The 13831-nt window shown below is 60.6% G+C and carries 13 protein-coding genes and 1 pseudogene; 8 read left to right on the top strand and 6 right to left on the bottom strand.

What is annotated here, in order from left to right; all coding sequences use genetic code 11:
• The first annotated feature begins 1 nt into the window (after position 1).
• The 4 genes from RAN89_RS02145 to RAN89_RS02130 all read left to right on the top strand — a co-directional run bounded on the left by RAN89_RS02145 (position 2) and on the right by RAN89_RS02130 (position 4034).
• Positions 2-1063: an ABC transporter permease gene (locus RAN89_RS02145; protein WP_313868027.1), complete on the top strand. Its 1062-nt coding sequence runs from the start codon at positions 2-4 to the stop codon at positions 1061-1063.
• On the top strand, positions 1060-2028 hold the full coding sequence (yjfF, locus tag RAN89_RS02140; protein ID WP_313868026.1) for a galactofuranose ABC transporter, permease protein YjfF: 969 nt from the start codon (positions 1060-1062) through the stop codon (positions 2026-2028). Before RAN89_RS02145 ends, yjfF begins: the two co-directional genes overlap by 4 nt.
• A gap of 85 nt (positions 2029-2113) precedes the next feature.
• The gene (locus RAN89_RS02135; protein ID WP_313868025.1) at positions 2114-3097 is read left to right on the top strand and encodes an aldo/keto reductase; all 984 of its coding nucleotides are present in this window, start codon (positions 2114-2116) and stop codon (positions 3095-3097) included.
• A gap of 7 nt (positions 3098-3104) precedes the next feature.
• A complete protein-coding gene (locus RAN89_RS02130; protein ID WP_313868024.1) occupies positions 3105-4034 on the top strand; it encodes an NAD(P)-dependent oxidoreductase in 930 nt (309 codons plus the stop codon).
• Here RAN89_RS02130 and RAN89_RS02125 read toward each other — a convergent pair.
• Positions 4031-4453, bottom strand: coding sequence for a universal stress protein (locus RAN89_RS02125; RefSeq protein ID WP_313868023.1), 423 nt, complete (start codon positions 4451-4453; stop codon positions 4031-4033). The genes RAN89_RS02130 and RAN89_RS02125 overlap by 4 nt on opposite strands.
• A gap of 96 nt (positions 4454-4549) precedes the next feature.
• Between RAN89_RS02125 and RAN89_RS02120 the strand changes: the two genes are divergently transcribed.
• On the top strand, positions 4550-5452 hold the full coding sequence (locus RAN89_RS02120) for a DNA ligase (RefSeq protein WP_313868022.1): 903 nt from the start codon (positions 4550-4552) through the stop codon (positions 5450-5452).
• 42 nt (positions 5453-5494) lie between these two features.
• Here RAN89_RS02120 and RAN89_RS02115 read toward each other — a convergent pair.
• Together RAN89_RS02115 and RAN89_RS02110 are read right to left on the bottom strand one after the other, a co-directional pair.
• Positions 5495-6312, bottom strand: a pseudogene (locus RAN89_RS02115) (metallophosphoesterase).
• Entirely contained in the window at positions 6309-7271 is a 963-nt protein-coding gene (locus RAN89_RS02110) for a LysR family transcriptional regulator (RefSeq protein WP_087495578.1), read from the bottom strand. Before RAN89_RS02110 ends, RAN89_RS02115 begins: the two are co-directional and overlap by 4 nt.
• A gap of 130 nt (positions 7272-7401) precedes the next feature.
• Between RAN89_RS02110 and RAN89_RS02105 the strand changes: the two genes are divergently transcribed.
• Positions 7402-7809 carry a hypothetical protein gene (locus RAN89_RS02105; RefSeq protein ID WP_313868021.1) on the top strand — a complete coding sequence of 136 codons (408 nt, stop codon included), beginning with the start codon at positions 7402-7404 and terminating at the stop codon, positions 7807-7809.
• Positions 7810-7970: 161 nt separating this feature from the next.
• Here RAN89_RS02105 and RAN89_RS02100 read toward each other — a convergent pair whose 3' ends face one another.
• The 3 genes from RAN89_RS02100 to RAN89_RS02090 all read right to left on the bottom strand — a co-directional run bounded on the left by RAN89_RS02100 (position 7971) and on the right by RAN89_RS02090 (position 10844).
• Positions 7971-9857: a phosphoenolpyruvate carboxykinase (GTP) gene (locus RAN89_RS02100; protein ID WP_313868020.1), complete on the bottom strand. Its 1887-nt coding sequence runs from the start codon at positions 9855-9857 to the stop codon at positions 7971-7973.
• A 229-nt stretch (positions 9858-10086) separates the two neighbouring features.
• The gene (locus RAN89_RS02095) at positions 10087-10689 is read right to left on the bottom strand and encodes a glutathione peroxidase (protein ID WP_313868019.1); all 603 of its coding nucleotides are present in this window, start codon (positions 10687-10689) and stop codon (positions 10087-10089) included.
• 14 nt (positions 10690-10703) lie between these two features.
• Positions 10704-10844: a hypothetical protein gene (locus tag RAN89_RS02090; RefSeq protein WP_198301815.1), complete on the bottom strand. Its 141-nt coding sequence runs from the start codon at positions 10842-10844 to the stop codon at positions 10704-10706.
• Positions 10845-11006: 162 nt separating this feature from the next.
• On the opposite strand from RAN89_RS02090, the gene RAN89_RS02085 reads away from it, so the two are divergent.
• Both RAN89_RS02085 and RAN89_RS02080 read left to right on the top strand, forming a co-directional pair.
• On the top strand, positions 11007-13334 hold the full coding sequence (locus RAN89_RS02085; protein WP_313868018.1) for an ATP-binding protein: 2328 nt from the start codon (positions 11007-11009) through the stop codon (positions 13332-13334).
• A 198-nt stretch (positions 13335-13532) separates the two neighbouring features.
• Positions 13533-13826: a hypothetical protein gene (locus tag RAN89_RS02080; protein WP_087495574.1), complete on the top strand. Its 294-nt coding sequence runs from the start codon at positions 13533-13535 to the stop codon at positions 13824-13826.
• Positions 13827-13831 lie beyond the last annotated feature (5 nt).

The following is a 13831-nucleotide window of genomic DNA, read 5'->3' as shown; positions in this document are numbered from 1 at the left end:
CATGGCGAACACACCTTCCCTTGTGAAGCGGGTGCAAGCGCACCCTTTGCTGTGGCCGGTGGTCACGCTGGTCCTGATCCTGATGGTCAACGCCAGCCTCAACCCCGGCTTCTGGATGCTGCAATGGCGCGATGGCCATCTCTACGGCAGCGTCATCGACATCCTGAACCGTACAGCGCCCTTGATGCTGGTGTCGCTGGGCATGACGCTGGTCATTGCCACACGCGGCATTGATATCTCGGTGGGCGCCACCGTGGCCATCAGTGCGGCGGTAGCGGCCCTCATGGTGGGCGGCAAGCTGGTCATCACCAACGGTGTAGCCCAGCATGTGAGCCGCTTTCCCATGTGGCTGGCCATCGTGTGTGCCCTGCTCACTGCGTTGGCTTGCGGGCTGTGGAACGGGGTGCTGGTGGCCAAGATCGGCCTGCAGCCCATCATTGCCACGCTGATCCTGATGGTGGCGGGCCGGGGTGTGGCGCAGTTGCTCACGGACGGACAGATCGTCACGGTCTACTACCCGCCGTATTTCTATATCGGGAGTGGTTACCTGTGGGGCTTGCCCTTTGCACTGTTCATTGCGGGCTTTGTCTATCTGCTGATGCATATGGCGGTCACGCGCACTGCGCTGGGCTTGTTCATTCAGGCCATCGGCATCAACCCCGCGGCGGCCCGTGTGGCCGGCGTGCGGGAGCGGCTTATCAGCATTTGTGTGTACGCCTTTTGCGGGCTGACGGCGGGCATTGCCGGCCTGATCATCAGCTCCAACGTCAAGAGTGCGGACGGCAACAACGCCGGCAACCTGCTGGAGCTGGACGCCATTCTGGCGGTCACGCTGGGTGGCACCTTGCTCACCGGCGGGCGCTTCACGCTGGCGGGCAGCATGATTGGCGCGCTGATCATTCAGACGCTCACCTCCACCATTTACTCCATCGGCGTGCCGCCCGAGATCAACCTCGTGGTCAAGGCCGCCGTGGTGTTTGTGGTCATGCTGATGCAGTCGGCAGAGTTCCGCCGCGCCGTGCGCGGCTGGGTGGTGCGCCCCGCTGCCGGGAGCCATACATGAAACTCCAGAACAAATACATTCCCCTGGCGGCCACCATCTCGCTGTTCGCTGCCATGTCGGTGTTCGGGGCGGTGTCGTACACCGGCTTTCTGTCGCCCCAAGTGTTCCTGAACCTGCTGATCGACAACGCCTTCCTGGTCATCGTGGCCGTGGGCATGACCTTCGTCATCCTGTCCGGCGGTATCGATCTGTCGGTTGGCTCGGTGGTGGCACTGAGCACCATCGTGCTGGCCAAACTGGTGCAACACCTGCATTGGGACCTGATGGCCGCCATTCCGCTGGTGCTGTGCATGGGCACGCTGTTCGGCGCCTTCATGGGCTGGTTGATCCAGCGTTTCCGATTGCAGCCTTTCATCGTCACGCTGGCGGGCATGTTTTTGGCGCGCGGCCTGTGTTACCTGATCAGCATCGACTCGATCAGCATCACCGACGAGGCCTACACCGTGCTGGCGCAAACCCGGCTGCACCTGTGGACGGACGGCCCCATGGTGTCCATCAGCGCGGTGCTGGCGCTGGTGGTGTTGGCCGCTGCGGTGTTTGTGGCCCACGGGACCGAGTTCGGCCGCACGGTGTATGCCATTGGCGGCTCCGAGCACTCGGCCGTGCTCATGGGCCTGCCGGTGGCGCGCACCAATGTGCTGGTGTATGCCCTGAGCGGCTTTTGCGCAGCGCTGGGCGGCGTGGTGTTCACCTTCTACATGCTCTCGGGCTATGGCCTGCATGCCGTGGGGCTGGAGCTGGACGCAATTGCTGCCGTGGTCATAGGCGGCACTTTGCTCAGCGGCGGGGTGGGCTACATGGTGGGCACGCTGTTCGGGGTGCTGACCCTGGGCGTGATCCAGACCTTGATCATGTTCGACGGGTCCTTGAGCTCGTGGTGGACCCGCATCGTCATCGGAGCCCTGCTGTTTGTGTTCTGTGTGCTGCAGCGGGTGTTTGAAGCCGGTCGCAAGCCAGGGGTTTGAACTTTAGAGTCAAATAGGTCGCTTGCGCCCATTGAATGTGCGAAAGCAGCTCCTGAATTCATAGCAAACAACACCGGAAATCCTTATGCAATACCGTCCTCTCGGCCGTACCGGCTGGAATGTTTCCACTGTGAGCTTCGGCGCCTGGGCTATCGGCGGCACTTGGGGCGAGGTTGATGACAAGGACTCCATGGCCGCGCTGCACCGTGCGCTGGACTTGGGGGTGAACTTCTTCGACACCGCCGATGTGTATGGCGATGGCCGCAGCGAGCGTCTGCTGGCACGCCTGCGCAAGGAGCGCAGCGAGCCGTTTTATGTCGCCACCAAAGCCGGCCGCCGGCTGGTGCCCCATGTGGCAGCCGGTTTCACCCGCGCCAACCTGACTGCCTTTGTGGAGCGCAGCCTGCAAAACCTGGAGACCGAGGCGATCGACCTCTTGCAACTGCACTGCCCGCCGACCGATGTGTTTTACATGCCCGAAGTCTTCGGCGTGCTGGATGACCTGGTGGTAGCCGGCAAGCTGCGCCACTACGGCGTGAGTGTCGAGAAGGTGGAAGAAGCGCTCAAGGCCATCGAGTACCCCGGCGTGCAGAGTGTGCAGATCATCTACAACCTGTTCCGTCAGCGCCCGGCCGAGCTGCTGTTCGAGCAAACACAAAAGCGCGGCGTGGGCATTCTGGCTCGTCTGCCGCTGTCCAGCGGCTTGCTCAGCGGCAAGATGAATGCGCAAAGCACCTTCGGTGCTGATGACCATCGTGGCTTCAACCGCGAAGGGGCGGCTTTTGACAAGGGCGAAACCTTCTCGGGGCTGGACTTCGGGGTGGGCCTGGAGGCCGTGGAGGCCATGCGGCCTCTGGTGCCCGCCGGCATGAGCATGGCGCAAATGGCCTTGCGCTGGATCCAGATGAATCCGGCAGTCACCTGCACCATTCCCGGTGGCAAGAACCCCGCGCAGGTGCAAGACAACGTAGCCGCCGCCGACCTCCCCCCGCTGCCCGATGCGACCATGCAGGCACTGGCCGACATTTACGCGCGCTACGCCAAGCCGCTTGTGCATCAACGCTGGTAGAACGGATATGCAACACGGACGCGACACCATCGGCTTTATCGGCCTGGGCCTGATGGGCCACGGCATGGCCAAAAACATAGTGGAAAAGGGCTATGCCCTCACCGTGTGTGCCCGCAAGCCATCGGCGGCGCTGGATGATTTGTTGAGCCGTGGCGCAAAACAGGTCGATACGCCTATGGCAGTAGCCCAACAAGCCAGTGTCGTGTTTCTGTGCGTGACGGGTTCACCGGACGTGGAGGCCATTGTGCGTGGACCGATGGGGCTGGCAAAGGGCTTGCGGCCCGGCTCGGTGGTGGTCGATTGCTCCACCTCGGACCCGACGTCTACGGTGGCGCTGGCCGCAGAACTCACCGCCATGGACGTGACGCTGGTTGACGCACCGTTGAGCCGTACGCCCAAAGAGGCTTGGGAGGGTACGCTGGACACCATGGTGGGCGCGGACGCCCCAACCCTGGAGCGAATTCGCCCGATCTTGTCCACCTGGGCCGCGCGCATTGTGCATGTGGGAGGGCCCGGGGACGGGCATCGGCTGAAGTTGATCAATAACTTTGTCGCCATGGGCTATGCGGCCCTCTACTCAGAGGCTCTCACCCTGGCGCAGGCGGTCGGCATTGGTCCGCAGCGCGTCGATGCGGTGCTGCGCAATGGCCGCATGGACTGCGGCTTTTACCAGACCTTTATGGACTACACGCTGAACGGAAACCGCGAAGCGCACAAGTTCACCTTGAAGAATGCCTTCAAGGACATGCGCTATCTGGAGTCCATGGCCGATGCGGCTGGTATTTCGAACAGCCTGGGCAATGCCGTGAAAAACTCATTCGCTATGGCATTGGCTAACGGTGGAGCGGAGGCCTATGTGCCCATGCTGCCCGAGTACGTGGCGCGGCTCAGCGGCGTGGATCTCACGCCAGCCCCCAAGCCCAAGGACTCGCCTTAGCGAACTAGCAACACCGGCGTCTTGCAGTGGGCCAGCACCTGGGTGGTGACCGAGCCCATCACCAGATTGCCCAGGGCGCTGTGGCCGTGGGAACCCATGACCAGCAGGTCGAACTTGCCGGTGTCGGCCAGCTTGCCGATCAGGGTGCCGGCGGAGCCTACTTTCCAATCCAGCTTGGCCTCAATGCCATGCCGCTTTAGGAACTTGGAAATCGGTGCGAGCACCTTGTCCGCTTCTTCTGCGTGGTACCGGTCCACCGTGGCTTTGCCCAGAGCTGCTTTGGCGCGTGGGGGCAGCGCGGGCTGCGCATGGAACACGGTGTACTCGTGGCCGGGCGCGAGCAACGCATCGTGTGTGCTCAAGTAGGCCAACATTTTTTTGCTGTAAGCGCTTCCATCGACAGCGAGCAAGATCTTCATGGGGGGTCTCCGGTTGTGTGGCCTCAGTATGAACCTGCAACGCTACACTGCCTTGAGCCAAGTCAAGAAATGTCCACGCACCCCGAGGAGCCTCGCATGACCCAGCCTGCCGCACAAGATCGCCGCTTATGCCTTCAAGGTCTGGGCGCTGTTGCACTGAGTGGTTTGCTTCCTGCCGCATCGGTGTGGGCTGCAGACAGCGCGCAGCGCCCTCCTTTGATGCTGGCAGGCGAGTACCGCAAAGAGTTTGTGCTGGCCGATGCGCGGGTGAGCGAAAAGTACGACGGCGTGCGCGGCTACTGGGACGGCCGGCGCCTGATCACCCGGGGCGGCAACCCCATCGCTGCGCCCGCATGGTTTACCGCGGGTTGGCCGGCAAACTCTCTGGATGGTGAACTTTGGGCCGGCCGGGGCCGCTTTGCGGATGCGGTGTCTACCGTGCGCCAACAGACGCCCGACGAAGCCGCCTGGCGTGGTTTGCGCTTCATGGTGTTTGACTTGCCTTCGCATGGCGGGCGCTTCGAGGAGCGCTATGCCGCCTTGCAAACCGCCGTAAGCGCGCTCGGGCAGGTGTGGGTGCAAGCGGTAGAGCAAGCACCGGCGCCGGATGCGGCCCGCCTGCGCGCTTTGTTGGATCGCACCGTGGCAGCCGGTGGTGAGGGCTTGGTGTTGCACCGGGCCAGCGCGCTGTATGTGCCGGGCCGCTCGGCAGAGCTGGTGAAGTTCAAGCCGTTTCAAGATGCCGAAGCGCGGGTGCTGGCGCATGTGCCCGGACAAGGCCGCTTGCAAGGCAGCATCGGTGCTCTGTGGGTAGAGTGGCCGGGTGGTGAGGGTGGCCAGCCTCAGCGCTTCAAGCTCGGCAGCGGCTTCTCGAATGCGGACCGTGGTGATCCGCCTGCGGTGGGGAGCTGGGTGACCTTCCGCTACCGCGGGTTGACCGCGCAGGGTATTCCTCGCTTTGCCAGTTACTTGCGACCGGCGGGAGAACCGGGTCTTTAATGACTGTGTGAGTCCGCTCCTATTTTGATAGCTTCTCGCGCACTATCCTCCGGCGCCAGAGCCTATTTCTATCACTAGGTCAGGCTGGTAGCCCAGCTGTTCGTTCTTGCGCACATAGCCCAGCGGGTTGGCCACCACCCGGCACTTGCCCACGCGGTAGTCGCTGGGGGCGTGGAGATGGCCATGCAGCCAGAGGTCTGCCAGCGGCAGCAGTTCATCCAGTGCATTGCAAAAGCCGGCGGTGCCGGGTACCAGACCGTAGCGCGGGTCGGCACTGTGCAGGCTGGGGGCAAAGTGAGTCACCACGACCGTGGGGCCGTCGTGTGGCTGGGCCAAGGCGTCGCGCAGCCAGGCTTGGCAGACCAGCGCCTGTTCCCGCAAACCATCTGCCAGCCAAGGCTCGTCCGCACGGGTGGTGAGTGTTTTCTTCAGGTAGTAGTTGGCGGCGCGATAGGCCTTGTCACGGGCCTTGAGCTGTCGCTCGGGTGGCTCTTGGGCGGCGAGCGCGTCAAAGTCGGTCCACAAGGTGGTGCCGACGAAACGCACGCCAGCCAGCACGACGGATTCACGTTCCAGCCACTGGATGTCCAGTCGCACACAGGTGGCACGCAGGCGGGCGTGGGCGAGGTCAAAGTCCAGGGTGTCGTATTCATGGTTACCGGGCACAAACAACACCGGAGTCGGCCAGCCATGCAGGGGGGAAAGCGCTCCAAGCCGAAGTCGTCGCCCGCCAGCTGCGAGCCGGGTTGGTAGGAGCCGATGTCGCCTGCCAGTACCAGCACATCCGCTCCGGCCAAGGGCGTGGCTTGCCAATGGGGATGGGCCTCCAAATGGAGGTCGGACAAGAGCTGAATCTTCATGCGGAAAAAATGGTCTGGCCCAAGGAGGCGACTTGCGCGCGCAGCCAGGCGTGGGGGCTGGCACCGTCCAGCCGCTGGTGCCACAGCGCATCGACCTGGATGGGCGGTACGGTAAATGGCAACTCGCGGATGACCAGCTGGTCGGCATAGCCGGTCACATTCACAAAGTGGCGGGGCAGCACGGTGAGCAGGTCGGACTGCACGACCACCTTGCCGGCGGTAAAAAACTGGTTCACGGTCAGCACCACGCGGCGGGTGCGCTTGAGGCTGACCAGCGATTCGTCAATGAAACCGAAGGCCCGCCCCGAAAAACTCACCAGCATGTGGGAGGCGCTACAAAAGCGATCGAGGGTGAACTCGCCCTCGGTGAGCGGGTGGTCTTTGCGCATGACGCACACGTAGTCGCCGACAAACAGGCGGTGGTGCAAAAAGGTTTCCGCGGCGCCGGCCTGGGCGCGGGCCGTCAGGTCGGCCAGCACCGCCGGAAAGTGGCCGATAGCCAAGTCTGCCGCACCTTCTTCCAGCACTTTGCGGGGGTCGCGGGTGGTCAGGGGTACCACCCGCAGGGATACACCGGGGGCATCCCGCGCCAGCACTTTCACCAAGCCGGGCATCAACTCTGCGGCGGTGGCGTCTGCCATGGTGAGCACAAAGGTGTTGGTGGCCAAGGCCGGTTCAAACACGCTGGGTGCCAGCGAGGCTTGCAGCTTCTGCAAGGTCTCGCGCACTGCGGGCCATAGCTCCTGCCCGCGGGCCGTGGGTTCCAGGTTGCGGCCGTTGCGCACCAGCAGCTCGTCGTCCAGTGCTTCGCGAAGGCGGCGCAAGGCGTTGCTGACGGCAGGCTGGGTGAGGTTGAGCTGGGCTGCAGCGCGTGTGAGGCTGCGCTCGGACATGACCACATCAAACACCTTGAGCAGGTTCAGGTCGAAGGTCCGGAGGTTGATGCGGCTGCTGGGCATGTCTGACTATAAATCTCGTGAATACCAAACATCACCAACATAAAGTTGAACAACACTAGGGGAAACCCTATGATTCGCCCATCTTAGAAATTTTTATCCAGTGAGCATCAACCTTTTCAAGGAGTTTGCCATGACACAAGTTATCAATACCCCGTATTTCTCGTATTCCACCGCTCAGCCCCGTACACCCCGTGCACGTCGTGAGACAGTGGAAGCTTCCCGCACCTTGTCCGGCATGTTGCTGGCTGCTGTTTTGTCCGCCTTGTTGGTGGTAGCTGACCAAGTGATCGATACCTGGGTTGACGGCCACATGCTGGCTGCCTGGGTTGCACTGTGGACTGTGGCATTCGCAGCCTTGGCCTTGTTGGCTCCCCCACTGCGCAAAGTGTCTTCCGGTTTGGCTTCCCTGATCGCTTCGGCAGTGCAGTCGTACAAAGTGCGTCGCATGGAAGAAAAAATGTGGGAATATGCCCACCACGATCCTCGCATCATGGCTGAGCTGCAACACGCATGGTTGCGCAGCCAAAGCCAGATCTAAGCGGTCCTCAGCTGCATCACGACCTGCGCTCACGGGTCGGATAAACAAAAAGCCACCGTTAGGTGGCTTTTTTTATGCTCGGCCGGCCGCAGCCTTGTGCGCTGCGATCTGCCAGGTACGGCTAGGGCGGTGTGCGCCGTGCCGGACTTTGTTGATGACCCTCAGGCGGCGAGTCGCTGGGCCAGTTGGGTTTTGGTCTCTTCGAGTTCCTTTGGCAAGTGGTAGGCCAGCTGGGTGAACAGTTCGGTGTGCAAGGCGATTTCGGCCTTCCAGTCGTCCTTGTTCAGGCTGGTGACGGAGTCGAATTGCGCTTGGCTGAAGTCCAATCCGGTCCAGTTGATTTCGTTGTACGTGGGCGCCACGCCGAAGCCGGTTTCGCTACCCGTGGCCTTGCCTTCGATGCGGTCGATCATCCACTTCAAAACGCGCATGTTTTCACCGTAGCCGGGCCAGACGAATTTGCCATCCTCGCCCTTGCGGAACCAGTTGGTGGTGAAAATCTTGGGCTGCTTGGCGCCGGACTTCGCCAACTTGTCACCCATGTTGAGCCAGTGCTGGAAGTAGTCGCTCATGTTGTAGCCCATGAAGGGCAGCATCGCAAACGGGTCACGGCGCACGATACCCGCTTGGCCGGTAGCCGCGGCAGTGGTCTCGGAACCCATGGTCGCAGCCATGTAAACACCTTCGGTCCAGTTGCGGGCTTCCGTCACCAGAGGCACGGTGGTGGAGCGGCGGCCACCGAAAATGAAGGCGTCGATCGCTACGCCGTTGGCATCGTCCCACTGGCTGTCTAGCGCAGGGTTGTTGCCGGCTGAGACCGTAAAGCGGGCGTTGGGGTGGGCGGCTTTGGCACCGGTTTCCTTGGCGATGGCGGGTGTCCAGTCTTTGCCTTGCCAGTCGATCAGGTGATCGGGCATGCCGCCAGTGTCTTTCTCCATGCCTTCCCACCATACGTCACCGTCATCGGTCAGCGCCACGTTCGTGAAGATCACGTTCTTGTCGAGGCTGGCCATGCAGTTGGGGTTCGTGTGGAAGTTGGTGCCGGGGGCCACGCCGAAGTAACCCGCTTCAGGGTTGATGGCGTACAGCTTGCCGTCGCTGCCAGGCTTGATCCAGGCAATGTCGTCGCCAATGGTGGTGACTTTCCAGCCTTCAAAGCCGGTGGGTGGCACCAGCATGGAAAAGTTGGTTTTGCCGCACGCACTCGGGAAGGCGGCTGCTACGTGGTACTTCTTGCCTTCGGGGTTGGTTACGCCCAGGATGAGCATGTGCTCTGCCAACCAGCCCTGGTCACGGCCCATGTTGGAGGCAATGCGCAGCGCAAAGCACTTCTTGCCCAGCAGAGCATTGCCGCCGTAACCGGAACCATAAGACCAAATTTCGCGGGTCTCGGGGTAGTGCACGATGTACTTGGTTTTGTTGCAAGGCCACTTCACGTCCGCCTGGCCCTCTGCCAAGGGGGCGCCCACGGTGTGCACGCAGGGCACAAAAGCGCCGTCTACGCCCAACACGTCATAGACGGCCTTGCCCATGCGGGTCATGATGCGCTGGTTCACCGCCACATAGGCGCTGTCCGACAACTCGATGCCAATGTGCGCGATGTGGGAGCCCAAGGGTCCCATGGAGAAAGGCACCACATACATGGTGCGGCCCTTCATGCAGCCGTCAAACAGCGCTGGTGTACCGTCTGCCTGGCCACTTTCCAGAATCTTGCGCATCTCGGCGGGCGCCATCCAGTTGTTGGTGGGGCCGGCGTTTTCTTTCTTCTCTGCGCAAATGTAGGTACGGTCTTCCACGCGGGCCACGTCGCTGGGATCAGAGCAGGCCAGGAAGCTGTTGGGGCGCTTGGCGGGATTGAGCTTTTTGAAGGTGCCTGCATCCACCAGTTGCTGGCACAGGCGCTGGTATTCCTCTTCGGAACCGTCGCACCAGTACACGTCTTTGGGCTTGCACAGGGCCACCATGTCGGCCACCCATGCAATCAGGCGGGGGTTCTTGACAAAGCTGGGGGTGTTGAGGGACAGGCCCTGCATCACGGGTGCGTTCATGAAAAGCTCCTAAGTTTGAAAATCGTCTTTTCAAAATCGGGTGCAACGCTGGGGAACACCGCCACAAACTTTGAGAAACCGGCTTTCCACGCTTGGAAGCCATGTGGCATCGCAAGCGTGGAAGCAGATTCTAAGAACAGGTACTCAAGTTACCAAGCGATTACAGCTTAACTTTATGCAAGCTACGCATGGGTTTATGCGTTAGGTAAAGATGGTGCGCCATGCACAGTCAGGGTGCTTTCAGTGCCTTTTGAATGGCGGCGATCAGAAGAGCGTCTTCTGGCGTGGTTTCACTACGGAAGGCGCCGACCACTTTGCCTTGGCGATCTACCAAGTATTTGTGGAAGTTCCATCGCGGTGAGCTGCCGGTCTGCTGCACCAACTCCTTGAACAAGGGGTTGGCGGCGTTGCCGGTGACGCTGGTTTTGGCGAACATTGGGAACTTCACGCCATAGGTGTTGAAGCAGAAATCGGCGATCTGCTTGCTGTTACCGGGTTCTTGCTGCCCGAAGTCATTGGAGGGGAAGCCCAGAACCACCAAGCCCTGCGCTTGGTACCGGGCGTAGACTTTTTCCAAGCCTTCATATTGCGAAGTAAAGCCGCAGTAACTGGCGGTGTTGACCACCAACGCCACTTTTCCCCGGTACTGGCACAGATCCTGGGGCTTGTCATCTTGCAGGCGGGGAAAGGTCTTTTGCCACAAAGCGGGGCAAGACGAAGTCTTTTCAGCGGGCTGTGCAGCCAGCACTGACGATGCAATGAGCAACAAAAAAGCGGCCGAAGCCGCTTTGGTTTTCACAGTCATTTGCAGCGCACGTGAAGTGCGGCCCATGATGCGTTGCTCCATCAAGCCATCGATACAGCGATGAAAGCCAACAAGAACATCAATACGGCGCCAACAATCGGCAGCACCACGGGCATCAGTGGTACCACCTCGTCGACGGGGTCAACGGCGTGGTTGTCATCAGAGTGAGCGGGTGCGGACATAGTCAATCCTCAGTGTGTTCGTTGGTATTCCAAGGATTTTAGCCTTTTGCCCAGCGCTGCGCCAAGCGGATAGACCATCAAGGAGAATTGGGAAGGGTACTTCCCTCTTTTTCAAGACTGCGCTATCGTGGTTCCAGCACACAGCAGTGCTGGAGGCGTTGGATGGCCAAGCGTTCACTGTTCATGCCCCAAGGCGGGCATCTCGTTCCCTCACCGGGACTGGAGCGCGCGCCTGTCCTGGATTTGATGTGCTCGCACTTTGTGTTGACGCTGGCAGCCCGGCAAGGCGCCAGTTTCAATGTCCGCAGGGATTTCAATGGCGTGGTGGGGCTGGCGGGACGGCATCTGATCTGGCCGGTTTCTGTCTTGACCCGTTTGCGTGAATTTCTTGCGCGGCGCTGTGTGGGCAATGAGCTGTGGCGGGGCCATGAGTCACTGAGTGCCACGGAATTCCTGGCCCGGCATGGCACATGGTGCGGGCCCTACGACGAGGCCACGCTGTTTTTCTTCCTGGACGAATACGCCAAAGACCAGCCCAAAGACCTGATCTCGGTGCTGGCTGTCACCGGTGAATGGCTGCAGCAGGCCCTGAAGAAGCAATCTACCTTGGTGGAGAAGAACATCAATGCACTCGCCGGGCTCTTGCAACTGAACAAAGCAGAACGGGCGTTGCTACTCTACGGAACACTGGCGCGCTACCAGCGGGACATGCGCAGCATTCTGGTGGAGTTCAAGGTCAACAACGCAGCCGAGGCCTATGCCGCCATTGCGGAGGTGGCCCACGTCAGTGCCCAGGAGTTGGGTGAAGCGCTGCGCGCGGGTTCCCGGCTTGAGCGCATAGGCCTCGTCGAAAACCTGATCTCCGAGCACAACATCACTGACCTTGCCGACTTGATGAAGGTGAGTGAAAAGCTCCCCCCTGTACTGATGCGCCATTACCGTGACCACGCTGAGCTGATGGCGGTGTTCACCCGGCTCTCTTCCAAAAGCAGCTTGCACCTGGAGGACTTCGCATTTGTGGCGGAAGACGCACACATGCTCTGCCGACTGTTGCAGCACGCGGTGGCCCGCAAAGAGGCCGGGGTCAACATCCTGTTGTATGGCCCCCCCGGCACCGGAAAGACCGAGCTTGCCAAGGTGATCGCCCAGCATGTGGGGCTGGAGTTGTTTGAGGTGGAGTATGCCGATCGGGATGGAAATTCCCTGAGCGGCCGTGATCGTTACCGCTCCCTTCAGATTGCGCAGGTGTTTTTGAAGGGAAGCGCTCAAGCGGCCTTGCTGTTTGATGAAGTGGAAGATGTCTTTCCGCCCTTGACCAGCGAAACGGCAAGCTTCATTGCCAGAGCCGACGCGCATGCAACACCGGCCAATGCGAGCGTGAGTGGCAAAGCCTGGGTGAACCAGATTCTGGAATCGAATGCGGTGCCCACCATTTGGGTGACCAACCGCATCGAGCAGATTGATCCCGCGTTCCGGCGTCGCTTTGCCTACCATTTGGAACTCAAGTCGCCACCGCCGGGCGCCCGTGAAGGCGTAGTGCGCAAAACCCTGGAGGGCATTTCAGTCAGCGAAGCGTTTGTCGCCAGGCTCAGCGGCCGCAAGGGTTTGACCCCTGCGCAGATCAGAACCGCAGCACGCTTTGCGCGTCTGAGCACACCCGAAAATGGCGTGAGCGACAGCGCGCTCATGGAAACCTTGATTGACCGCCAGTTGAAAAATGCGGACCTGGCCTTGGGGAACCCTGCAGCCGAGACGGGGCGCCCCCAAGCGCTGAGCCGATACGACGTGTCGTACCTGAATGTCGAGACCCGGTATCCCTTGCAGCGCATCGTGGACTCACTGGCCTCCAGGCGGCACGGAACCTTGTGCTTTTATGGCCCGCCAGGTACCGGCAAAACCGCTTTGGCAGAGCACATCGCCCGGGAATTGGGACGACCCCTGATCATCCGGCGTGCCAGTGACCTGATGAGCAAATACGTAGGGGAGACAGAACAAAACATGGCTGCCATGTTCCGCGAAGCCGAAGGTGAGAATGCCGTTTTGTTGTTGGACGAAGCGGACAGCTTCCTGCAAGACCGGCGAGGTGCCCAGCGTAACTACGAGGTCAGCGAAGTCAATGAGATGTTGCAGGGCATGGAGCGCCATCCGGGGGTGTTCATCTGCACTACCAATCTCATGGAACGTATCGACGAAGCGGCTTTGCGCCGGTTTACGTTCAAGATCCAGTTCTTGCCCTTGCAGCCTGAACAGCGTGAGCAACTCTTCGTGCAAGAAGCATGTGGGGGAGACGCTTCACAGCTGGATCCACGCTCCCAACATGCGCTCAAACAGCTGGATCAGCTCTGTTTGGGAGATTTTGCGGCGGTTAAGCGGCAGTTGGAGATACTTGGCGCCGAATTGACGCCCGCAGAGTTTCTTGATCAATTGCTTGCAGAGCACCGCATCAAGCCGGAGGTGCGTGAAAGGCGGTCCATGGGCTTTACACCCTGAACCATCAGTCAAGGCAATAACACCGGCAAAAATGGCACATCCGGTGGTTTAGTAACTTCTTTGAAACTTTTTTCAAGAACGTGTCAACCAGTCCCGCAACTGGTGCGTGATATCCCTATGCGGGTGCATTCACTCCGGTTCGTTGGAACCAAACCGGAGCATGAACAGCACCGATCTATCACCTAATGTGCGGCAAATATGCAAAAAAACACGATTCAAGTGCCAGAAAAGGGAACTTACAAGTGGCAGCTGTTTGATTATTGGTCCGGCGAATTCCGCCAGACCCACGCCGGGCACAACGCATACATCGCACTGAATTTCGCTGGCGCCTTGGACGCTTGCAAATCCAAATTCCAAGCCTTGGTGCAGCAACACCGCGCCAAAGCCGCGGATGCCGCTACCGGTGCACGCCACATGCGCGCCATCGAGCGCTTGCAAAACACCATGTCAGGTGCAGCGGTCGCCTACGAAAGCGGTTTTCACCGCCACTGAGCGTC

It is taken from the genome of Rhodoferax mekongensis, assembly GCF_032191775.1.
GTDB lineage: Bacteria > Pseudomonadota > Gammaproteobacteria > Burkholderiales > Burkholderiaceae_C > Allorhodoferax > Allorhodoferax mekongensis.
This window is presented reverse-complemented; position numbering and strand designations above follow the sequence as displayed.